The 24,005-nt window shown below is 46.1% G+C and carries 11 protein-coding genes and 1 pseudogene; 5 read left to right on the plus strand and 7 right to left on the minus strand.

All coding sequences use genetic code 11. The annotated features are described in order from the left end of the window. Nucleotides 1-15 precede the first annotated feature (15 nt). The 7 genes from H6F56_RS14310 to alr form a co-directional block, all read right to left on the minus strand. On the minus strand, nt 16-1,287 hold the full coding sequence (locus H6F56_RS14310; protein WP_190669281.1) for a serine/threonine-protein kinase: 1,272 nt from the start codon (nt 1,285-1,287) through the stop codon (nt 16-18). A gap of 398 nt (nt 1,288-1,685) precedes the next feature. Then, a complete protein-coding gene (locus H6F56_RS14315; RefSeq protein WP_190669283.1) occupies nt 1,686-5,006 on the minus strand; it encodes an efflux RND transporter permease subunit in 3,321 nt (1,106 codons plus the stop codon). Nucleotides 5,007-5,498: 492 nt separating this feature from the next. Further along, complete coding sequence (locus H6F56_RS14320) at nt 5,499-7,562, minus strand: alpha/beta hydrolase (RefSeq protein WP_190669285.1); 2,064 nt, start codon at nt 7,560-7,562, stop codon at nt 5,499-5,501. 134 nt (nt 7,563-7,696) lie between these two features. Further along, nucleotides 7,697-8,392, minus strand: coding sequence for a hypothetical protein (locus tag H6F56_RS14325; RefSeq protein WP_190669287.1), 696 nt, complete (start codon nt 8,390-8,392; stop codon nt 7,697-7,699). Between the two features lie 100 nt (nt 8,393-8,492). Then, on the minus strand, nt 8,493-9,512 hold the full coding sequence (locus tag H6F56_RS14330) for a DNA cytosine methyltransferase (RefSeq protein WP_190669289.1): 1,020 nt from the start codon (nt 9,510-9,512) through the stop codon (nt 8,493-8,495). A gap of 85 nt (nt 9,513-9,597) precedes the next feature. Next, nucleotides 9,598-11,088 carry a CIA30 family protein gene (locus H6F56_RS14335; RefSeq protein ID WP_190669291.1) on the minus strand — a complete coding sequence of 497 codons (1,491 nt, stop codon included), beginning with the start codon at nt 11,086-11,088 and terminating at the stop codon, nt 9,598-9,600. Between the two features lie 192 nt (nt 11,089-11,280). Next, complete coding sequence (alr, locus tag H6F56_RS14340) at nt 11,281-12,477, minus strand: alanine racemase (RefSeq protein WP_190669294.1); 1,197 nt, start codon at nt 12,475-12,477, stop codon at nt 11,281-11,283. A gap of 488 nt (nt 12,478-12,965) precedes the next feature. Between alr and H6F56_RS27105 the strand changes: the two genes are divergently transcribed. The 5 genes and pseudogenes from H6F56_RS27105 to H6F56_RS26370 all read left to right on the plus strand — a co-directional run bounded on the left by H6F56_RS27105 (nt 12,966) and on the right by H6F56_RS26370 (nt 23,946). Then, nucleotides 12,966-16,061: an adenylate/guanylate cyclase domain-containing protein gene (locus H6F56_RS27105; RefSeq protein ID WP_190669296.1), complete on the plus strand. Its 3,096-nt coding sequence runs from the start codon at nt 12,966-12,968 to the stop codon at nt 16,059-16,061. A gap of 141 nt (nt 16,062-16,202) precedes the next feature. After that, complete coding sequence (locus tag H6F56_RS14350; RefSeq protein ID WP_190669298.1) at nt 16,203-17,246, plus strand: cytochrome-c peroxidase; 1,044 nt, start codon at nt 16,203-16,205, stop codon at nt 17,244-17,246. Beyond that, a pseudogene (locus tag H6F56_RS27210) lies at nt 17,243-18,508 on the plus strand (DAHL domain-containing protein); the annotation flags it as partial. The gene H6F56_RS14350 and the pseudogene H6F56_RS27210, both read left to right, overlap by 4 nt. Nucleotides 18,509-18,577: 69 nt before the next feature. After that, a complete protein-coding gene (locus H6F56_RS27215; protein WP_323798588.1) occupies nt 18,578-19,714 on the plus strand; it encodes an adenylate/guanylate cyclase domain-containing protein in 1,137 nt (378 codons plus the stop codon). A gap of 62 nt (nt 19,715-19,776) precedes the next feature. Next, the gene (locus H6F56_RS26370) at nt 19,777-23,946 is read left to right on the plus strand and encodes a PAS domain S-box protein (RefSeq protein ID WP_190669302.1); all 4,170 of its coding nucleotides are present in this window, start codon (nt 19,777-19,779) and stop codon (nt 23,944-23,946) included. The last annotated feature ends 59 nt before the right edge of the window (nt 23,947-24,005 follow it).

The following is a 24,005-nucleotide window of genomic DNA, read 5'->3' on the forward strand; positions in this document are numbered from 1 at the left end:
TAAAAGCTTTATAGGTTACACTTTACAAGTCTCGACGCGAGAGAAGAACCGCCCACCGGCAACTGCGAGGGAAAAAGTTCGAGATGGGAGGTGGCCCTCTGGTGCTTTGAGGGAAAAAGTTAGCTCATCGTAGTTTTCCCATTCTCCATTCACACGCCATCCCACCCAGTCGCCCAGGAGACATTCAGTTTCCCAGTCAATTTTACCACCGACCTTGAGCCACAAGCGCTTTTGTACAGAAAAACCAAAGCGCCCGTTGCTGTATTTTACCCAAAGTTGATCTATGGTACGCAGATCTGTGCAGGGAAAATTATCAATGCTTTTTCTATCTAACCAACGGTCTTCTCGGTTAGCCGCTTTTAGCATCACTCGCTTTGTTTCTTCATCCGCTTCTTTCCAGTTTCCCGCTCTTAAGTAATTCCGCAATTGGCGATAATCAACGCCTTTTTCTGAACGGAGAGCGTCCCTATCTTCTTTCAACAATTCCAGCCAAGCTTTAATGGTTTGCGGACGATCTTTTGCCTCTAATTTCATGCCTTTGAGAATGGCTTCATGTTCCCAGTCTGCTATCTGAAAGTTGTGCTGCTTTGGTGGCTGTAAAGAAATATTGGCTTCTTTCATGAAGCTGGCAGGAAAGGGTTCTTTTCCCGTTCGCAGATAATACAGCGTTGCCGCTAAGGCATAAACATCCGTATAAGTACCCCGTTCCGCTTGAAGTTCATACTGCTCAAGAGGGGCGAAACATTCTCTTAGGGAGTATGTATGCGTTCTTTTTTGTCCTTGCGTAAATTCTCGCCCTAAACCAAAATCCATTAATACTGCATCTAACCCTTGCCGGCGCAGAAGAATATTTAGCGGTTTGACATCCCGGTGTAAAAATCCCTGTTCGTGAACAAATGTCAGTGCCTCACCAATTTGCCGAATAATTCGCAAGGCTTCATTTTGCGACAAAATACCGTTATTTTCCAGATAGTCATGTAAATTATCACCGTCAATATATTCCATCACCATGCACCAGAGTCCCTCCTCTTGGAAGACTCGATGTACTTGCGCGATATGGGGATGGCTGCATTTGGCTAAAGACAGCGCTTCGTTGAGAAAGTCTTCCTGAAGTTTGGCAAAGTTATATCTCTTTTGGCTTTTATAATTTAGTGTTTTGAGAGCAAGAATATGACCTTCTTTCTGCTCTTTAATGCGATAGGTAATGCCGAAACCACCTTCTCCGATAATATCTTCGATAATGTATTTTTCGTTTTGTATAGTTTGGCCGGCTGTCCAGTAGATCATAGGTGAGGAGGATGAAAACCAGATGTACAAAGATTAACACAGATTGATGATGTGTATCTTCAATGTGCGGCAAATTTGCGAACCGACAATTAAGTCAAAAATTGTCCGTTAGTTGGGTTGCAGTTTTTAATCGGCAGCCAACATAAATCGAATTAAAAACTACAAATAAACACAAATCGCTTTACAAGTTCTGACTTTTCGAGAGTGCCGGCATTTGGAGATTTAGAGCCGGCCAATCTTTCTTAAGAGTATCTAAACAACAATCGGTTAATAATCCCGCTTCATCTCACGCGACTGAGCAAAAAAGCGCTAGAGATTTAATATCCCAATCCTCGAAAATTTTCTAAGGTTTGAGCAAAATTTCTAGCGCTTTCTCGCTTAGCATAACCGGCGCTTAATTATCTCTGTTTGACTTCTTCTTTTTTACGGGCCAAAGACTTGGAGAGTTTTTTCCGTGCATTCACCTTCTTATTAAGCCCAAAAGATGAACCAAACCGGAACTTACCAAACCTCGGCAACCGGAACTTGCCAAATTTTGGCAATCGCAAACCGTGCAGCAGTGTATAGAAACAGGGAATAATAAACAGCGTCAAAAGCGTCGCCACAGACATCCCGGAAAACACAACAACACCCAACGGTTGCAGAAACTCCGAACCTTCTCCAATCCCTAATGCCAGCGGCAACAAACCCAAAACAGTGGTGATTGTGGTCATTAGAATCGGACGTAGGCGTTGGGGAGCTGCTTTCAAAATAGCCACCTCACGGCTAACACCTTCCTCTTCCCAGATTTGGTTGGCAAATTCAACCATAATAATCCCGATATTCACCACAATCCCCACCAGCAAAACCGCACCGACAAGCACCGTCGCACCAATCGCAGTTTTAGTGGCGTAAAGCCCTAAAATCCCTCCAGCCAGCGCTAACGGAACCGTCAAGATAATCACAAGCGGGTCGATGATGGAATTGTATTGCACTGCCATCACAACAAAAACTAAGAAAGCTGATAAGCCGCCTAACAATTTCAAAGAGTCTTGAAGCTGTTGGTTCGTCTGTTTAGTAGAACTGGGTAGAACGGTAACGCCTTCAGGCAACTCCACTGTCGCCAGCACTTTATCAACTTCTGCAAAAGCCTCGCTGAGACTGGCTCCCTCACTTAGGGAGCCGGCAATTAAAAATACCTGACGCTGGTTAATTCGCTGCACTTCACCAGGCGCTTGCCCTTCTTCAACTTTGGCAACATCTCCTAAACGAATTTGGCGATTGCTATCAATAAATAGGGGCAACTGTGCAAGCTGTGACGATCTCTGCACCGATTCTTCATCTAGTTGTACCCGCACATCCACCAAACGCTCGCCTCGCTGCAATTGAGTGGCAATAGAACCTTCGATTGCAGTTTGAATGGTGTCGCCAATGTCTTGCGTCGTCAAGCCAAGCTCTTGAACACGTAGCCAATCTGGGCGAATTTGCACTTCTGGCTGCCGGGGGTCGGCATCAGGCCGGAAACGCACGAGTTTCGCTCCCTCGTCTAGTGCCGCCACAACCTGCCGGCCAGCCTGTTGCAGCTTTTGTTCGTCATTTCCCTGAAGGATAATGTCAACATCGGCCCCCCGCACCGGCGAGTTGGTTAAAATAATCCCGCGCACCTGACCTGGAGACAGCCGCAGCCGAATTCCTGCCAAATTTAGCTTTTCAAACTCCTGAGTCATGCGCTGAACGAAAGCTTCTACATCCGTCCCCTGTTTGAGTGTGATTGTGCTGGAAGCACGCAGGGAGTTGGCGGTGGTATTGCTACCAAACAGCGACCCGCCCGACGTGGTAAAGACATACTCAGTTTCTGGCTGTTTGCTGAGGATTTCGTCAGTAATCGCCATCATTTTTAAGTTGGTGGCCAGAGGCGTTCCGGGAGGGAACTGAGCGGACAGGTTGGCTTGGCCGGTGTCCACGCGGGGTAAGATTTCTTGCGGAATCTGGCCGGCCATCCACAGGCTACTCCCACCCATGAGAACGAAGGCGCAGACGATTATAAGCAATGGGTAGCGCAGCACCCAGCGAAGGGTGTAGGTGTAGCTGCGCGTGGCATCCTCAAAACGCCGGTTAAACTGTCGCAGCAGCCAAAACTCACTCACGCGACTCGACCACTTAATCGTTAGCAGGCGAGACATGAGCATTGGGGTCACAGTCAGCGCGACTAAAAGTGAAGCGGCGACGGCAAAGCAAATCGTGAGAATGAGTTCGCTAAACAGTAGTGAGAAAAAGCCGCCGATGAGCAGGAATGGCAGCACAGACACCAAGTTAGCGCCGGTGGAAGCAATCATTGCAGATTCTACTTCCTGACCGCTGGCGATGGACTGATCGAGGATCTGCTGTGAGTTGATCAGACGCTTATTATTCGTACCAGGCGCAGCACCGGCACCGGCGGCAATGTTCTCCAAAATCACCACACTGGTGTCGATCGCCTGTCCAATTCCCAACGCGAGGCCGGCCATACTGAAAAGATTGAGGGACAGGCCAAACAGCTTCATTAATATGATCGCTGAGAGCGTACACAAAGGAATCGTCAGGGAAATAACCAGCGTTTGCCGGATAGAACCCATGAAGAACAGCACTGCGACTGCTGCCAGCAAAGCTCCAGAAATCCCTGAATTCGTGACATCAGCTAGGGAATTGCGAATGAACCGCGATTCATCAAGCGTCGAAATGATCGTCATATCTTCGGGAATTAAACCAGATTTTTGCAACTCTTCGATGCGTTTTTTCAAGCCATTGACAACACTCACAGTGTTGGCATCTGGTTGTTTCTGGATACTGACTTTCACTGCCGGCTGACCGTCCAGGGAAACAAACACCCGTTGCTGTTCCGTACCATCAATCACCTCAGCAAAGTCTCGCAGGTAAACGCGAGCGGAAGAGGCGGCGGGTTGGGGAGTCCCTGAGCCGGTGTTCCTCGCTCCTACCTCAAAGGAGAGATCCCGCAGTTCCCTGGCGTCTTTAAATTTTCCGACCGTGCGGGTTAGGGCTTCCGCTTGTGTTCCTTGAATCCGACCTCCAGAAATATCTGCGTTGCGCGATTCGATGGCATCTAGCACATCTGTGAGGGCAATGTTTTGCGCCTGCAACCGCTTAAGGTCAATATTGACTTGTACTTCTTCCCGCACGCCGCCGGCAACGTCTACGTTTGCCACACCCTCGACAATACTAAGTTCTCGCCCCAGTTCTTCGTCGGCAAACACGCGCAAATCTACATCTTCTAACGAGGGAGATTGCAGGGCGAATTCGTAAATCGGCAACTGAGACGGGTCAACTTTGAACAAGCGCGGATCTTCAACAATATCCGGCAGAGTGCCCCTGGCGCGGTTAAACGCAGCCGTGGCGTCGTTAAGCGCTTGGTCAATATCGCCTCCTGGCTGAAAGTACAAGTCCACACTCACCTGTCCTTCGCGTGTTTGGGAAAACACTTGCACAACGCCTTCTGTGGCGCTCAGGGCTTCTTCGAGGGGCTTTGTGATTTCCTGCACGCCAACTTCTGGCGAGACGCCTGGAGCGCTCAAACGCACGCCAATGCGCGGATAGGTGATGGCCGGCAGCAAATCCACCTGTAGTTGGGTGATGAAGAAAATCCCCACAATAATCACTGTCAGCGTCAGCATCAAAGTGCCGATATGCTGGCGGATGGCAGTAGCGCTGAGGCTAAATCCTGCCGGTTTAACTTCCTGCTTCATAAGTAATGGGTTGTCGGTGGTGGTTTGCCGGTTGAAGGATTAATTGTTAAAGATGATGCACCTGAGATTGAATGACTTTAAGATTAGGGTAATCTTTCTCAGCAGAATTTGCCTCCCTGCTTGGGGTGAAACACCGGCAGCCAGTGCCATTAATAAATTGACTGATCAACAAACCTTGATCAGGCCAGAATTATCCAAAGCCTATCTAAAACTGATTTTTTACTATTATAAAAGATATTTTTAATAACTTGAAAACAAAACCATCTGTTTTGGAGGATTGCAGTTTTTATAAAGCCTTTGGATTAAATTTATTTTTTTAGAAGCGAAGCCCTGATTAAGCAAAGGTTAATTCGTCGCTAATCCTAACTAAATTGGGTATCAGGTTTTTTTAACCGGCTCCAATGAGTTACGTTTGCTGGAGCCGGTTAAAACCCCGAAGTTAACCTTAAATTGAGTTTCCCAAAAAAAGACTAACTCTACACAGATTCGGAATTATTTCTTAATTTTCAAGTCTGCCGGCTGAGGGCTAGTAAAGGGCTGACTTGGTAAAAAGCGCAGTGGCGTATCGACAATAATGTGATTGATTCCAGCCCAGATATTTTCATCCGAGCAATCATCAAGTGTCATCAGCAACTTTAAAATCTTGAAAGAGGGCGTTTTGGTCTCGAAGTAACCGCCGTGGGTATCAACATGACCTACGATGTGAAGCAGGGTATTAATGATGTCAATTAGCAAGCCGGTCGCATAATTGAGCGGCAGATTGATGCCATTAACTTTAACCATTTCTGAGCAATCGATATAGTTAAATTTTTGAAACAGATCAAAAGCTGAGGAGGGTTCGATTGCCGGCTGAGAACGGAACATATTGCGAATAAACGGTCGATAACGGCTTTCTGCTTTAGAAACTCGTGTCATTTCTAGATAGACGTTTCCTAGCCGAAAACCAGACATTTCTAAGCTAGGTTCACTAAACCAATTGCCTAATGTTGACAGATAGCGCAGCACAATATCGCGATCACTTGACATTAGATAAATCTGCCGGCATCGGCGCATGGCTGAGCGCACGTAGTTATTGCGTCCTTCGCATAGAAACTCCACAGGGATATCAGGAGAAGCCAAAATCAACTTATCTAATTGCAAATTATCGCCAATTTTGTCGGCATCAGACACGGGATTAAATTGGGGTCGCAATTCTTTTTTTAGCTCGATTTGCACCGGCACTAAATCGGGTGTCAGCGATCCTTGATCATCCTTCCCGAAACGATCAGACAAAATACGCAGCACATTCACTAGGAGCAATCCTCCCATGCTGTGGCCGATCAAATTCACCATCAGCAGTTGCCGGCTTGGAGTGTTGGAGTTTTCAGCTTTTTGAGAGGACAAAGAGGGATCGGCGGTTAGATTAGTATTCTCTTGCGGCTGTGCTTCTCCGCTTTTTTGTTGCGCTGCTGCCTTCTGCTTGCTCATGGCTTTATCTAAGCGCCAAAAAAACTCTGCTAAGTCGGGTGCGCCGTAGTGAATTGCGCGGTAACGATCTCGTTGGTAGGCGATGACGCGCAAAACTTGCATAAACAGCACCCACAGGAGAAACACAGAGGGGGCAATCCAATACCACGATACGGTTGCCTCAAAGGTGGTGCTAAAGTTTCTCCAAGCCTCAAACTGAGCGATTGCCGGCACTAAACCTAAGACGCGGATTAGGGGAATTACCAACAGTTTCAGTAATGCATAGATTACTGTGCCTACAGTGCCGGCGAGAATGGCGAGGACAAATAAAAATTTGAAGACAATCCTCAAATTGTAGCGGAAATCAGTCCACAAACCGGGGCTAACAAAGGGTTGCTCACTTGGCCAATGGTAGCCAATATAAAAGTGTTTATTTCCTAAATTGTTAGGCGTAGACGCTTCATAAATTCCTCTGCCGGCAGTCTGATCAGAAGGGCGATTAAGGGCATCTGCTTCTGACATAAAAGACTTGTAGAAGCCATGTGCAGCGTTGGCATAGCCGTGAGTTCGCAAGGTCAAACGCTCACAGGATCGCTCCTGCATAATTTGAGCCAGTTCTTCAATATTAAACAGGGGACGATAGCGTACGAGAGGCGGCAATAGCCGGTTTACGCGCAGGGAAATTGTCGCGGTACTGGTTACTAAAAAAACATTATCGTGCAGCCGATCCGCATAAACTTCAAAGTTTCGCCCGATGGCTTGAGCAAATGTTTTTGTTTTCCAACTGTTGAGTGTTCTAATCACATAAGTTTCATCAACAGCGGCTGCCAAGCTAGGATACTGCTTTAAATCGCAGATAGAGCGCAAAGCATTGACGATTTCTGCTTCAGATTTTAAACCGGCATAGGTTGGCAAACTATCTGCTGCCGGTGTTGCACCCGGAGGCATCGGGTAAGCCATCTGAATGATCCGCGCCTTTAACCACCAGTCAGAAAACGGTGCCGCATTGAGAATAATTGATTCCAACCACCGGCAGTCGTTGCGAATGGTTTCCGGGGATTTGGTTTGCCAGGTAAAGGGCAACCCCTGGTAATAACGTTGAATATCCATAAGTGATTAGTCCAGGTTCTCCACACAGCCAAGTCTGCACAGCGATCCGCTCTAACGAATCGCTATGCTCTTATCCATCAAGCCACATTTGCTGCGTTTGCGGGTAGAGGTGCCGGCACCTCTACCTGGAAAATTTAATTCCTCTGTAATATGGGTTGTTCTGTAGCTTTTAGAAAATAGGTGTTATTTTCTTCATCTGTGAGTCTAACAATCACATCTACTAAAGCTCCGATCTCCCAACCAAGGGCAGTTGTGCTAATATTTTCAATTTGATTTGCTGCCGATTGTGTTGCTGTACTGTCTAAGGAAGTTGTCCACATTTCGCCATCAGTTTTTACAAGCCACAACCGATCTACTTTTAGGGAAGCGGGAACTGCTTCTTGATCCTCTGTAGCTACGAGAATTACTGTGCTTGTTAGGCGAGTTTCCGTCATTTCATTGAGCGGATTCTGCAAAATAGAGGTTTCTAAACGGTACTGCTGGCCCTTTATTTCAACCCTTTCTTGGGCCGATGATAAAGTGTTTGCATCGGGAAGGGCAGCGATTTCACCGAGTTGTGATCCCTGAGTTTGCAATTTTCGCAATTCTTGGGTTGCTAGAGAACCGCGTACAGGGCCACAGTAGTACATTTTTAAGACAGTATCATAAGCCCAGTGATCTGGCGCTACATCGACAAATGGCATGGGTAAAGTGCGAATTTGATCGCCGGCGCAAGCTTGCAAAACTTGCTCTCTATTTGGTTGCGTTTGAGCCTGAGCCGATGTGTGCGGCAAGATGGCTAACCCAAGGGGAAGAACAAAGGCAACGGTGAGGAAGAAAGTTGGTTTCATAAATACAGCGCTTGACAAATATTATTGCATTTGTCTCAAATTTTTCCGATACAGTTCCATGATAGAAGGTTTAGTTTTAATCGTGGATTAGATGGCACTGTCAGCCGGCGATGATTGAGGCGGGTTGTTTGCAACTTTCTAAATAGACTTTAACAGAGCTGGCTATAACTCTTGCCAAGATGGGAGGAACTGCATTACCGATTTGGTTGCACTGACTTTCTTCAGAACCTTTGAATTCAAACCAATCAGGAAAACTCTGTAAACGTGCACCTTCACGCACGGTTAATCTTCTTCTGCGCCCATCGGGTAAACGAATCCGCAGCATATCGCCGGTGGGAGCGCTAAGATTACGACAGGTTACAGTTCTAGAAGGAATATTTAGGTGTAAATCTCTAGGTGTAACGCATTTGGAAGCTTTCTCATATTTACTAATATATTGATCCATACCAGCAGTGAGAAATTTTGAGTTGGAAGGAGCAAGGAAAGCCAGTTCTCCTAGTGCTTCGCCGGCAGTGTAGGGCGAATAAAAATGAGTCTTTTTGGGCCAGTTCCAACCGCCTTTATGAGCGACGCAAAAAAGACGCTCTCTTCGTTGAGGAACGCCATAATGGGCGGCATTCAAAATCTCCCATTCAACAATATAATTGAGATTTCTAAGAGCCAAGACAATTTCTTCAAAATAAGTCTTGTTGCGAAAAAGCATTCCCCGCACATTTTCAAAGATAGCAATTTGTGGCCGGCAGCGGTCAACAGCATCAATAAAAATTGGAAATCCATCGCGGCTATCTTTAAGCCCTTTTTGATGTCCGCTGACGCTAAAAGGCTGGCAGGGAGGGCCACCTATTATGACATCTGCTTTCTTGATAAAATCTGTATTTAGGGTAAGGATAACCTGATTGCATGAACCACTAAGATTGTGCCGGTAAGTCGCGCAGGCATCCTCCAGCATTTCATAACCGGCTGTTTGAAAACCGGCTGCTTCAAAACCTAAAGCCATCCCTCCGCAGCCGGCAAACAAATCAATCACCAAAAGATTGTTTTCTAGGTTTTGAGAGACTTGAAGTTGTTGGTTAATAAAATCAAGGTAAGCAGGCTTGGTGCTAGAAATATCAGTTTTCATTGACGCGCAAGCAATTCCATAAATACCTTGATTTCAATCGATTAAATGGTTTTAATTTGAGAATTATACCATTTTAGAGAGAATTCTACCACGGATTTTTATCAGTTTTCAATCCAGAAAATAAACTTTCCCATTCTTCCGAATTCTGCTCATTTTGGCTTTCTTTCACTTCAAATGTAATATTACTCGCCTTTGATTGCTCAAGTGCTTCTACGCATAACTGAGCGATATCTTCCCGGCTGACTTTGCCTCGAATATTATCGCCTTGCTCGAATATTAAGGCTTTACCACCTGGTTCCTCAGTCAGCGCACAAGGTCTAATAATTGTGTAAGGAATTCCACTAAAACGAATACTATCTTCGCCGCGCAACTTCCAAGTTAAAATTCCTCCCAATTGGTCATTCATTCTAACAGCCGGCGGTTCTTCTTCTAAATTAAGTCCGGGACGCCCAGGACGCGTAACGCCGGCAGAACTAATGTGAACAAATTTTGGAAACTTCTCAGCGCCATAAGCTTTGATAGATTCCACTTGCAACTGAAAAATTCCTGCTTCAAATTTGGGATTAAGTTCCCCGTCGTATTCAAACTTGCTCAGCATTAACTGAAACGAGTTGATATTACTGGTGTCAATTGGTTCACCGTCTTTTACAGTTTTCGCGCGAAAAACTGGAATTAACGCAGCGAAGGGAATACGAACAGTAATCCAAATATTGTAAACCGTATCAAAGGAATAGCTATAACCAACGCCATCCCATTTAACTTCGCTGCGAATGATAAATTTGTAGCGTTTGCCATCACCTTTGATGCGTAAATCAATACCGGCATACCCAGCCAAATTTAAAGGAGGCTCAAAGTTTTTGGTGCGAACCGATGCAAAACCACCAGAATTTGCAGTGGAAACATTACCGGAGAAAAAAGCAGTATTATCTACCAATCGAATTGAACTTTCACTCACCCCACCCATGACAATATCATCGAGGGCACCCCAAGTTTCTTTGATATCCTGGGATGGTTTTGTGAAGTCAAAAATCATTTTTTCATCACCGGCACCTTGGAAGTGAGTGCGCGTTGCCCGCACAAGATTCTCAATGCCTTGATATTCCACAACTTCCGGCACATCCACAACTTCAGGCATATAAAATTTGATACCTTGATAGTATTTTTCACGCGTTGGGGTGTCGCCTTCTTTCGGTTGCACACGAGTGCCGGTGCAGCACACCACGGCTGTCACATCCCTGAAGACTGCCGGCGTCAAGCTTTCAGGGATCGTGATATCTCCCTCCACTAACTCAACCGCGTTGCCCAGAATTTCCTTCGCTCTTTTCGCATCTCTCACTAGCGCTCGCACGTTGTAACCCCGTTCTTGGAGTTTTCGCACAACTCGTTTGCCAACACCGCCAGTGGCACCGGCAACCAAGATCACGCCCTGTTTGCGATCGTTTGCTTTGGCTTTTTTACCCATTCCGATCAACGTTTGCAACCAGCTAATGCTACCCACGAAGGGTATCACCCCGAAATAAGCCAGAGTTCGCGCAAACCTGCCGGCATTCCATTTGGAGGTAGTTTTTTCACTCATAACCTTTGCCCCACCCTCTTCTGATGTCTACTTAGCAATATAGTGCAGGTATCAGTTACGCGGGGGCGGGTGCTTGGTTTGATTATAAGTTTAGGATGATAAAAGCTTATAGAGAGAGACTTTACAATTTTACATAAAGTGCAAGTGTAAAACAAAATTATAGGGTACGTGACTCACGCACCCTACGACTTGTCAAGATTGGGCGGTTGATTGTTCTGGGACTTCAAACGGCTGTCCCACCGGCACACGGGGAAGCCGGTGTTTGAAACTGCAAAGAATCTCCCAAGAAATTGTCCCCAGCATTGCCGCCCAATCATCCACGGATATCTGGTGAACACCCTCAGATCCCAGCAGCGTAACCACCTCGCCGGCTTGCAGATCAGGAATCGCACTCACATCCAGCATCAACTGATCCATCGTAATTGCCCCGATTTGCGGCACCCGTTCACCTCGAACTAAAACATTGATTTTATTAGAAAGATTGCGCGGCACACCGTCAGCGTAGCCAATCCCCACAACCGCAACACGCATCGGATCACGGGCAACAAATTGATAACCGTAACTCACGCCGGTTCCCGCTTCAATTGTCTTCACTTGCGTCACCCGCGCCTTCACCTGCAACACGGGCTTCAATTCAACCACCTGCCGCAAATGCTCAGCCGGATAAAGCCCGTAAATTGCCAAGCCCACGCGCACCATGTCATAGTGCAAAGCAGGATCAGTTAACGTTGCCGCCGAATTTGCCAAATGCAGCTTGGGCAACTGAATGCCGGCATTTTGAAGTTCCGCAAGTGCCGCTTGAAACCGGCTGTGCTGCTGCTGCATCACCGTTGGATCAAGACTATCAGCCGTGGCAAAATGGGAATAAATGCTGGCAATCTTCAGATTTGGGCAGCGAGACACCAGCTGGACAAACTCAACTGCCTGCTGCCAAGGTGCTCCCAGTCGTGACATCCCCGTATCCAGCTTTAAATGGACCGGCAGCGATCGTTCACTGGCACTCAACGTCTCAGAAAATACCAGCGCTTGCTTCGGGGTGCACAGAGTCGGTTGCAAGCGCCAGCGCACCAGCGCCCGAATTTGCTCAGGGGTATTGGTTGCCCCTAAAACCAACACCGGCGCTTGTATCCCGTTCTCACGTAGCTCAATTCCCTCCGGGATCGTAGCCACCCCCAGCCAACGCGCACCGGCAGCCAATACCGTCTGCGCCACAACCACCGCCCCATGCCCGTAAGCATCTGCCTTCACCACCGCCATCAAATTTGTTTGGGGAGACAAAAACCGACATAACTGCTGGACATTGTGCGCTAGCGCCGGCAAGTCAATTTCCACCCACGCCCGATCACAACGCATCGACGCAAGACTTGGAGTTTTATCCCAGCTCAGCATTTCACTCACTCCTGGTTTCACACACCACTATGAACTATAGACCTACCCATTCCTCCGGATAGCTACAGTTTTGGATAAGCTATCAAAAAAGAGCCGTTCCTTCCACTGCCGGAGGAAGGGGAGAATGGGAGACGAGGAGAAGAGGAGCGGAGCGGGCGTTCTTTGCATAACACGCCTACAGGGGCATGAAGAATTGAGAGTTGAGAAATTTTTTGACTTCTTTTTTTTTATTCTGTATTTTTAATTCTTCTTTTGGGGCTAAAGGTTAAGTTTTACCAATCGTCCCGACGAGTGTGAGGAATGGGCAATTAAAACAAATGGCTCAGTGGGATCAGAGAATGCCACACAATGGTTAAAGTGATTTTAAAAAAATGGCTTGTAGAAATAGCTGGGTTAAACAGTTGTGTTGTCAGGGCAATAGATGCCATGCGTTTACCCATGATTATCCAGCCCTCAGTAGGTAGCAGCATGACAGGGAGAATGACAAGATGAGCCTGCGTCGAAAGACACTGTCAATCGTTGGTGTGACGATTGTCGGCTTGGTTGGTGTGCTGTATGCCACCTGTTCCACCATCTTGTCGGGCAGCATGAAGCAAGCCGAGGAGGAAAACACCCGCCAAACGGTTAAGGGCGTCCTGAGTGTTTTTGCTCAAACCCAAGATGACTTTAATAGCCGCTTTGCCGATTGGTCGGCGTGGGATGATACTTACAACTTTATGCAGGGCACGAACCCAGAATTTATTGAGGAAAACTTAGACCCAGTAACAGTGGCCAACTTAAACATCAATCTCGCTTTGTTTATCAACACTTCTGGCGAGATAGTCTATTCCACTGGCTTCGATATTAAAAACCAAAAAACCACACCGATTCCAGAAGCATTCCGCACGCGCTTAACTCCCACAGACCAACTTTTAACACACCCTGATCCAGACAGCAGCCTAGCGGGAATTATCATGCTGCCTGAAGGGCCAATGCTAATTATCTCCCGGCCCATTGTCACTACCCAAGGCACCGGCCCGATTGTGGGTAGCCTGATTTTTGGTCGGTATTTAGATGTCTCTCAAGTTAAGAAATTAGAGCGGATCGTGCGATTGCCGCTCATAGTGCGCCGCGTTAGGGACACGAAACTGCCGCAAGACTTTCAGGCAGTGCGAGAAGAATTGTTAGAGGTTAGCGCTTTGAAGGCCGGTTCTGAGCCGGCATCTGCTGTCAATCGCGCCAATTCCCCGACTCAACCTACCCCGACAGCGGAAAAGAACCGAGAAGCAATACCCGTTCATGTCGAGCCGTTGAGCGAAGATACGATTGCCGGTTACACCCTCATCCGCGACATCTATAACCAGCCGGCGCTACTATTGCGGGTGGATATTCCCAGAGAAATCTACAAGCAAGGTCAGAAGAACTTAGAGTATCTGCTGATGGCCCTAACCGTTGTCGGCTTGGGGTTTGGGGGTTGCACCATTCTGCTTCTAGAGGGATTGGTTCTGTCTCGCTTAGGACATCTGACGCAGGATGTCAGCCGCATTGGTGAGTGCAGCGATCTTGCACTGCGGTTGCCGGTGATTGGCAAAGATGAGCTGTCAATCCTGGGACAGACGATTAACAAGATGCTGGCAGCTTTACAACAAGCTCAGAACCAGCAGCAAGAAAGCGAAGAACGCCATCGCGCTGTCGTTGAGCAATCGTCAGAAGGAATTTGCTTAATAGATGTAAATAGCTATCGCATCCTGGAAGCTAATCAAGCGTTTGTCAATCTTCTAGGTTACTCACCGGCAGAGATTCTTAAACTAAGCTTGTACGATATCGGTGTCTCCCATAACAAGAATGTTGATCGCCATGTTGAACGGATTTTGGCAGCGAAAGACCAAACGATTGGTGAACAACTCTACCGCCGGCAGGATGGTTCACTCGTTGAGGTAGAAGTTAGCGCCAACTCGATCTCTTATGGAGGTCGAAAAGTCTTATGTGCAGTTGTGCGGGACATTACAGAGCGAAAACAAGCCGAGAAGGCATTGCAACGAAGCCAGGAACGGCTTCGCAAACAAGATCAAGTGCTGGTAGAACTGGCGAAAAGTCGAAGTCTCATTCAAGGCGATTTGCAATCGGTGTGCTGGCAAGTCACCGAAACTGCCGCGATCACCCTAGAGGTTGATCGGGTGGGTGTGTGGCTGTACAACGAAGATCGTTCCATGCTTCATTGCTTCGATCTTTATGAATTGAAGGCCAACCGACATACTTTAGATGAGGATCTGGCAGCCGTCGATTACCCAATCTACTTTAAAGCTTTAGAACAAGAGCGGACGCTGGTCGTGCGAGATGTGCGAAGCGATGCGAGAACCCTTGAGTTTAACGCTCCCGACATGGACCCCCTGAAGATCGTCGCGCTGATCGATGCGCCGATCCGTGTCGGGGGTCAAATTGTGGGGGTTGTGTGTCACGAACAAACCGACACCCCCCGCGATTGGACACTGGATGAGCAAAACTTTGCCGGCTCAATCGCGGATTTAGTTTCTTTAAGTTTAGAAGCGCGAGATCGCCACCGGGTAGAGGCTGCATTAGGCCAAGCGGAAGAGAAATATCGCATGATCTTTGAGAATGCGATTGAAGGCATTTTCCAGACCACGCCAGAGGGGAAATATCTGAGCGCAAATCCCGCGCTGGCTCGCATTTATGGATATGCTTCCCCGGAAGAACTTATCAATAATGTAACGAATATATCCGAACAACTTTACGTTCACCCTAGCCGGCGTACCGAGTTTATTGAGGCAATGCACAGCAACGATGCGGTGTCAAATTTTGAATCTCAAACTTATCGCAGAGATGGCAGTATTATTTGGGTGTCGGAAAATGCCCGTGTGGTGCGTGACGAGCAAGGTAAACTGCTTTACTATGAAGGCACCGTGGAAGACATTACAAAGCGCAGGGTGGTAGAAGAAGCGCTGCGTTACCAGCAAGAACAATCTGAGCGTCTGCTACTCAATATTTTGCCAGAGTCGATTGCAGAGCGGTTAAAACAGGAAGAAGGCACGATTGCCGACAGTTTCGCTGAGGTGACTGTTTTGTTTGCCGATATTGTTGGCTTTACCGAACTTTCTAGCCATATCTCTCCCACGGAACTGGTCAACTTGCTGAATCAAATCTTCTCAGCCTTTGACCGGCTTGCCCAGACGTACGAGTTGGAGAAGATTAAAACAATTGGCGACGCTTATATGGTTGTCGGTGGACTGCCGGTGCCACGGGTGGATCATGCAGAGGCGATTGCAGAAATGGCCATCGCCATGCAAAAAGCAATTGCTCAGTTTAATGATGCCACCCAACAACCGCTGAGTATCCGGATCGGTATTAATACTGGCCCTGTGGTTGCCGGTGTTATCGGTCTTAAAAAATTCATTTACGATCTATGGGGTGACACGGTTAATGTGGCTAGCCGGATGGAATCTCAAGGTCTTGCAGATACGATTCAAGTGACTTCAACCACTTATGAGCTATTGCGACATAGGTATTCGTTTGAAGAACGGGGTGCAGTCGAAGTCAAAGGCAAGGGAAAGATGACTACTTATCTACTCACCGGCAGGATTAAATAGGGGTGAGTTGTCAGGGTGCCGCTGAAGGAATTTCTGCTTTGATTTGAGCGTGTTTTTAGATGAGATGCGGCTGTGCCGGTGGGCATTAACAACCTAAAAATAACGACTAACTTTTAGTAACCGTTCATTTATTTTCGTTTTATGAAGCAACTTAAATTTGTTAAAAAATTCAAACTTCGCTTTTATATTCTTACGATTACGCTGCTTGTCTTTTTAATTATTTTTCCTTGGCAGCAGCTTTATAAAACAGACGAATCTTCGATTGCTACGGTTGCGGAACAAGTGGTAAAAACCACTGTTGTTGCTGAACCCGTTCAGCCAATCCCACTGCATATCAAACTAAATAACAAAAAAGTTGTTTTGGGAGATAAACTTTTCCATGACCCACGGCTTTCTCACAATAATACGATTTCCTGTGCAAGTTGCCACGGTTTGAACACAGGAGGCGTGGATCGCTCGCCCTTTTCCTTTGGCATCAACGGTACGGTCGGTTTTTTAAATGCTCCTACAGTTTATAACAGCGGATTCAATTTTAAACAAAACTGGGATGGGCGTTCTGATACTTTAGAATCTCAGATTGATAGCACTGTTCAAAATCCAATCAGCATGGGCGAAACTTGGCCAGAAATTGTTAAAAAACTCAAGAAATCTCCAGAGTATGTTAAAGTTTTTAACGCTTTGTACTCGAATGGCATTACCGGCGACAATATCAAAGACGCTATTGCAACTTTCGAGCGATCTTTATATACGCCTAATTCCCGATTTGATAAGTTTTTGAGAGGAGATAAAAATGCTATTACCGAAGAAGAAAAAGAAGGTTATCGCATTTTTAAGGATTATGGCTGTGTGAGCTGCCATCAAGGCGTTAACTTGGGCGGAAATTTATATCAGAAATTTGGCATTATCAGCGATCCCTTTGCCGGTCGCAAGGTTAAGAAAGCCGATTTAGGACGCTATAATATCACCGGCAATGAGGAAGATCGGTACGTTTTCAAGGTGCCGAGTCTGCGAAATATCACTCTGACCCCCCCTTATTTTCACGATGGTTCAATCAAAACCATTGAACAAGCTATTGCTGTGATGGCACAGTATCAATTAGGACGTCAGCTATCACCCGAACAGCTCGATTTGATGAGCAAGTTCCTGAGAACTCTAAATGGTGAATATCAAGGGAAGCCATTATGAAATTGACCAAGCTGCACGTAAAAATTGCGCTTGCTTCAGTTGCGTTAACAATCTTCAGTTTTTTATTGATCAAGTTTTTGTCAGTTGATTTTATCGAACACGACCGATATAACACCTATTTAGGTCAGCTCAACGAAATCGATGCCACACTCAATAAAAATGTCTTTGAATTGAGATATGGAAATTTAACTCATTATGATCCGATTATCACTGGCATTGAAGAACTTAAGTCTCTAGAAAAAAGATTGATAAAATCTCCAAGTTTTATTGATAGAGAAGGACAAAGACAACTCCAGCAAATTCTTAAAGACTACACATCAACTCAACAAAAAAAAGAAGAATTAATCGAACAATTTAAATCAAAGAATGCGGTTCTTAAAAACTCTCTGTATTATTTCCCAATCTTAGCAACTGAGCTAGCCCAGCAAGCTTCGACGGTAGATGATGAGCTGGCTATCCGTCTTAACGATCTACTGCGCGACGTACTCATTTATAACTTGACGGCGAGTGAAGAACTTGCTCCAAAGATAACTCTTCAAATCAACGAATTATTAAACAATCAAGAGCGGTACGCACTGACTGTGAAGGCTGCCGATCTTGAGCTGGCTATTATTCATGTCAATATAATTCTAAAAAATAAACCAGCCGTTGATAAACTGCTAGAGGATTTGGTATCCCTACCAACCACTCAGCGCGGTGATGAGCTGTATAGAACTTACACCCTTCAGTATGAAAACGCTTTAAAAGCTGTTGGGTTTTATCGGGTTTTGTTGTATGTATTTTCAGTTATATTAATTAGCAGCATTTCCAGTTACATTATTCTAAAATTAAGAAAAGCCAGCCAAATAGTTAGTGCGGCTAAAGAAGAACTGCAACAGGCATTAGAAGCAACACAAGAAGCTGAAGAAAAATATCGCAGCATCTTTGAAAATTCAACAGACGGCATCTTTCAAACAACCATTGAGGGAGAATATCTCAGTGCCAATCCTACCTTAGCCTACATTTATGCCTATTCATCGCCGGCAGAACTGATTGCAACTGTTACCAACATTAGTACGCAACTTTACGTTAAACCCAACCGGCGAGCCGAGTTTGTTGCTGCTATGCAGAAAAACGATTCAATCTCGCAATTTGAATCTCAAGTTTATTGCAAAGACGGCAGTATCATTTGGATTTCTGAAAATGCCCGTACCGTTAAAGATAGTGCCGGCAACCTCCTCTACTACGAAGGCACTGTAGAAGACATTACCGAACGTAAGCGAGTGCAAGCCACCCTACAAGAAAGTGAAAAACGCTTGCGAATGCAGCAAACTGCGCTGATGGAACTAGCCATGTGCCAGCCGCTTTACAGCGGCGAATTAAAGGCGGCATTGCGAGAGATTACTGAAACAGCAGCACGCACTTTGAGCGTAGCAAGAACCAGTGTGTGGCTCTACAACTCAGATAAATCAGCACTGCAATGCATTGATCTCTACGAACTTCTTCATTCCTACCATTCATCGGGAACTGAGCTGCAAGCTATTGATTATCCAGCTTATTTCAAAGCATTAGAAACTTACCGCGCCATCGCCGCACATAAAGCCCACACAGACTCCCGCACAAAAGAGTTTTCACAATTCTATTTAACGCCTTTAGGAATTAACTCGATGTTAGATGTACCCATTCGTCTCAGTGGGCAACGCGTAGGGGTGCTGTGTTTAGAACACATCGGGCCGGCTCGAAAATGGGCGCTAGAAGAAGAAAACTTTGCAAGTTACTTAGCTTACATGACTTCTCTGGCAATGGAATCCTGTGATCGCAAACGAGCGCAAGAAGCACTGCGCGAAGAACAAGAAAAGGTTGAGCGTCTACTTCTCAACATTTTGCCCCAACCGATTGCAGAACGCCTCAAACAAGAAACCGGCTCTATTGCCGACAGTTTCGAGGAGGTGACTGTCCTGTTTGCTGATATTGTAGGTTTTACCCAACTTTCTGCCACCATCTCTCCCACCCAACTTGTCGAGTTATTGAATGAAATCTTTTCAACCTTTGACCAGCTAGCAGAACGGCACGATTTAGAAAAAATCAAGACCATAGGGGATGCCTATATGGTGGTCGGCGGTCTTCCCATGCCTCGTTCAGATCATGCACAAGCGATCGCAGAAATGGCAATGGATATGCAACAAGAAGTTGCCAAATTTAGTGTAAAAAATGGCCAACCTTTTAACATTCGCATCGGGATCAATACTGGCCCTGTGGTTGCCGGCGTCATCGGACTCAAAAAATTTATTTACGATCTCTGGGGAGATACGGTCAACACAGCGAGCCGGATGGAATCTCACGGCATTGCCGGTGCTATTCAAGTCACAGCGACGACCTACGAGTTATTACAAAATCAGTATAAATTTGAGAAACGCGGTCTCATTGAGGTAAAAGGCAAAGGCGAAATGGAAGCTTTTCTGCTCACCGGCAGAAAAGTGAGGGGCTAGGGACTAAAATAAGTGATCAATGAAAAATTACAAAGAACAATTAGGGCTTAGCGCTTTATAAAATGTCATTGAGAACTCTCACCAGCCGGATTTCAAAACGTTCTAAACAAATACCACTTCGTCTCGTCCTCGTCGTGCCGTTTGTTATTGAAATTTTTGTGGCTGTGGGGTTAACCGGCTGGCTGTCTTTACGCAACGGGCAAAAAGCCGTGAATGACGTTGCCACCGAATTACGCAACGAAATTACCGCCCGCATCCAACTACAACTTCAAACCTTTTTAACAACTCCCCATCTCGTTAATCAAATCAACGCGGATGCAATTCGTCTGGGTCAATTAAAAATCGATAAGTTGCAGACTTTTGAGCGCCATTTTTGGCAGCAAATGCAGTTATTCGACTCAGTTAGCGCGATTTCTCTGGGCACTGCAACAGGAGAATATATTGGAGTTGAAAGTTCTAATGATGGCACTTTGCGAATTGCCATTACCGACCGCAACACCAACGGAGATGGCTATCAATATGGCACTGACGCATTAGGAAATCGAACTAAATTAGTCAAAATTAATCCAAACTACGATCCGCGAAAACGACCGTGGTATATAGCTGCTCAACAAGCCAGAAAACCCACTTGGAGTAAAATTTACCCAGTTTTTGCTGAGCCGAAGTTGACCATTACCGCCAGCCAACCTATCTATGACAACACTGGCAGCTTGAAAGGCGTTGTGATCACCGATCTAATCGTCTCAGAAATCGATGAATTTCTTCGCAGTTTAAAAATTGGTGAAACAGGAGAAACGTTCATCATAGAACGCTCGGGAATGCTTGTGGCTTCTTCTACGCTTGAGCAGCCATTTTTGGTTAGTAAAAAAGGCACAATCCGGCGGCAAGCTTCAGAAATGAACGACCCCCTGATTCGGGCCACAACAAAACACCTCAAACAATTAACAGAACAGTTAAGCCAAATAGACCGTAACTGTCAAAATATTAATTGCACAATTTCCACAACTTTTAACCTTAAAGGCGAGCGGCACTTCGTGCAAATTACGCCTTTGGAACGGGGAAGATCGGCAGAAGGAGAGAAGGGGAAAAGTTCCAAATTGTTAAATGCCGGCCCAACCAACAAGCTTTTCCAAGATCCTCCCGACTGGCTAATTGTTGTGGTCATTCCCGAAGCCGATTTCATGGCGGAGATCGAAGCCAATACACGCTCAACGATTCTACTGTGCACGGCAGCCTTATTTATCGCGATTTTGCTGGGGTTGCTGACTTCGCGCTGGATTGTTCGGCCCATTCTCCGGTTGAATGCTGCTGCTGTCGCCCTCTCTGAAGGCAACTGGAACCAGATCGTGCCGGTGGAACGCCAAGATGAACTGGGAATGCTGGCGCACACGTTTAACGAGATGACAGGACAATTGCGCCTGCTGTATGCCGATTTAGAAGCAAATGTGGTTGAACTGATGCAGGCGCAGAAATCCCTGCAACGCAACGAAGCGAAGTATCGGGAACTCGTTGAGAACGCCAACAGCATCATTTTGCGCTTAGATACCGAAGGCAATATCACCTTTTTTAACGAATTTGCCCAAAGCTTTTTCGGCTACACAGAAGCGGAAATTATCGGTTGCAAAGCCATGGGGAGGATTATTCCCCAGACTGATTCAGCCGGATCTGATCTCGTTACGATGCTTGGGGATATCCTGCAACACCCAGAACTTTACAAGCTAAATGAAAATGAAAACATCCGGCGCAATGGTGAGCGCGTTTGGGTGGCTTGGACAACTAAAGCGCTGCGGGATGCAAAGGGTAACTTCACCGGCATCCTCTGCATTGGCAGTGATATTAGTGATCGCAAACGTGCAGAAAATGAACTGCACAAGGAAAGACGCTATTTAGCTGCGTTGGTAGAAGTACAAAGCCGGTTGCTGGCGTTTCAGGGCAACGGCAATTGCTATACAGAAATTCTAGAACCTTTAGGACAAGCCTCAAGGGCGAGCCGCGTTTATTTCTTTGAAAATCACCACGATGAAGTTGATGGTTTGCTGATGAGTCAGCGTGCCGAATGGTGCGCGCCGACGATTAAACCAGAAATTGACAACCCCACTTTGCAAAACCTTTCCTATAACGATTTCTTTCCTCGCTGGACGGAAATTTTATCTAGAGGGGAAGCAGTAGCCGGCAATGTCAGTGAATTTCCTGCAAATGAGCGTCAAATTTTAGAATCCCAGGGCATTCTTTCCCTGTTAATTTTGCCTCTAATTGTGAATGGGGAGTTTTTTGGGTTTATTGGCTTTGATAACTGTAAAGAAGCCGTCGTCTGGCAACCGTCAGAAGTGACTTTGCTGCGAGCGGCGGCGGCGGCCATTGCACTGTACAAAGAGCGCCTTCTGGCACAAGATGCCTTGCGAAAAGCGAAGGAAAACTTAGAAATTCGAGTTTTGGAACGTACCTCCCAATTGCGGGAAAGTGAAGACCGATTTCGTAAATTGTCCGAAGCGACCTTTGAAGGAATTGTTGTGGGTGAAGGCGGAAAAATTGCGGATGCGAATGAAGCATTTGCTCGGATGTTTGGCTGCGAATCAAGTGAAAAAATTGGAGCAGATGTCCTAGAATATATCGCACCGGAAACTCGAGCAAATGTGCGGCAGAATATGCTAGCCGGCAATGAAAATCCCTATGAAGCGATTGGCTTGAGAAAGGATGGATCGAGGTTTCCCATTGAAATTCAAGCAAAGGTAATTCCTTACCAGGGAAATCAGGTGAGGGTGGTTGCAATTCGGGATATCACAGAGCGTAAACAAGCTGAAGTTGCGCTGCGGGAATCGGAGGAAAAGTTCTCCACTGCTTTTCGTCAAAGCCCTAATTCAATTACGATTTCTACGTTTCCCGATGGGCATTTGATTGATGTAAGCGATGGTTTTTCAGACATTACGCAGTATAGCCGGCTAGAAGTGATCGGTCGCACGACAGAATCATTGAACTTGTGGGTAAATTCAGAGGATCGTATCCAAGTTCAGCAGCAGATTCAGGTATTGGGAAGTCTTCGCAATCAGGAAGTTTTATTTCGGAAAAAGTCAGGGGAAGTAATTGTTGGGTTATTATCTGCTGAAATTATTTATTTGGGTGGGGTGCGTTGCATTCTGACTGTAACGAGTGATATTACCGAACGCAAGCGGGCGCAGGAGGCACTGGCAAGGGCGCTACAGGAACAGCAGAGCATTTTCGAGGCGCAGTTAGATATTATTTTTGTGTTCGATTTAAATCTGAATCTTGTTAAATGGAACCACCGCACGGAAGTTGTTACGGGACTTTCGCCGGCTGAGCTTCAAAACCGGCCTGCTTTGGCTTTTTTCCCAGAATCAGAACGAGAAATCATTGCGCAAGCCATTCAATTAGCTTTAGAAGAACGATCAGAAGGTTCTTGGACGGAGGGACATTTGATCGGTCAAGATGGGGTTTTGTTAGACTACCAATTTACCGGGGTGCCCCTGAAGGATGAAAAGGGAAATCCCATCGGTTTTACGGGTGCCGGTAGAGATGTTACAGAATCGAACAAAGCGGCAGCAATCTTGCGTGCTGAACAGGAAAATTCCGAGCGTTTGTTGCTGAATATTTTACCCAAAGCTATCGCAGAGCGCTTGAAATTGCAAGTCGGCCCGATTGCAGAAAGTTTTCCAGAAAGCACGGTTCTTTTTGCTGATATTGTTGGGTTTACCGAGCTTTCTTCTCAGATTTCTCCAACGGAATTAGTTAATTTGCTCAATCAGATTTTTTCCAGATTTGATCAACTGGCAGATCGGCACGATTTGGAAAAGATTAAGACAATTGGAGATGCTTATATGGTTGTGGGGGGGTTGCCGATGCCTCGAGTCTCTCACGCTAAAGCGGTTGCGGATATGGCTCTCGATATGCAGCAAGAAATCCGCAATTTTTGCCTGGAAACCAACTTATCGGTTAATATCCGCATTGGCATCAATTCAGGGCCGGTTGTTGCCGGTGTTATCGGTCTGAAAAAGTTTATTTATGACTTATGGGGTGATACGGTAAATACTGCTAGTCGGATGGAATCTCACGGCATTCCCGGTGCAATTCAAGTCACTCAAACAACTTACGAACTATTAAAAATGGAATATCTACTCGAGGAACGGGGAGCCATTCATGTTAAAGGTAAGGGAGATATGACAACTTATCTACTTAAAGGTCGTAAATTTACTAAAATTTCTAAGTTAATGGCATAATAGCGAGGACGAGGACAGTGTATTTCTCACCTAAAAGGTTTTAACATTTTTCCTTCTTG

The sequence above is a fragment of the Microcoleus sp. FACHB-672 genome, from assembly GCF_014695725.1.
Lineage (GTDB): Bacteria > Cyanobacteriota > Cyanobacteriia > Cyanobacteriales > Oscillatoriaceae > FACHB-68.

Excerpts from the sequence above, each read along its gene's own strand:
- H6F56_RS14310 (WP_190669281.1), bottom strand. The coding sequence starts at position 1,287 with ATGATCTACTGGACAGCCGGCCAAACTATACAAAACGAAAAATACATT.
- H6F56_RS14315 (WP_190669283.1), bottom strand. The coding sequence starts at position 5,006 with ATGAAGCAGGAAGTTAAACCGGCAGGATTTAGCCTCAGCGCTACTGCC.
- H6F56_RS14320 (WP_190669285.1), bottom strand. The coding sequence starts at position 7,562 with ATGGATATTCAACGTTATTACCAGGGGTTGCCCTTTACCTGGCAAACC.
- H6F56_RS14325 (WP_190669287.1), bottom strand. The coding sequence starts at position 8,392 with ATGAAACCAACTTTCTTCCTCACCGTTGCCTTTGTTCTTCCCCTTGGG.
- H6F56_RS14330 (WP_190669289.1), bottom strand. The coding sequence starts at position 9,512 with ATGAAAACTGATATTTCTAGCACCAAGCCTGCTTACCTTGATTTTATT.
- H6F56_RS14335 (WP_190669291.1), bottom strand. The coding sequence starts at position 11,088 with ATGAGTGAAAAAACTACCTCCAAATGGAATGCCGGCAGGTTTGCGCGA.
- alr (WP_190669294.1), bottom strand. The coding sequence starts at position 12,477 with ATGCTGAGCTGGGATAAAACTCCAAGTCTTGCGTCGATGCGTTGTGAT.
- H6F56_RS27105 (WP_190669296.1), top strand. The coding sequence starts at position 12,966 with ATGAGCCTGCGTCGAAAGACACTGTCAATCGTTGGTGTGACGATTGTC.
- H6F56_RS14350 (WP_190669298.1), top strand. The coding sequence starts at position 16,203 with ATGAAGCAACTTAAATTTGTTAAAAAATTCAAACTTCGCTTTTATATT.
- H6F56_RS27215 (WP_323798588.1), top strand. The coding sequence starts at position 18,578 with ATGTGCCAGCCGCTTTACAGCGGCGAATTAAAGGCGGCATTGCGAGAG.
- H6F56_RS26370 (WP_190669302.1), top strand. The coding sequence starts at position 19,777 with ATGTCATTGAGAACTCTCACCAGCCGGATTTCAAAACGTTCTAAACAA.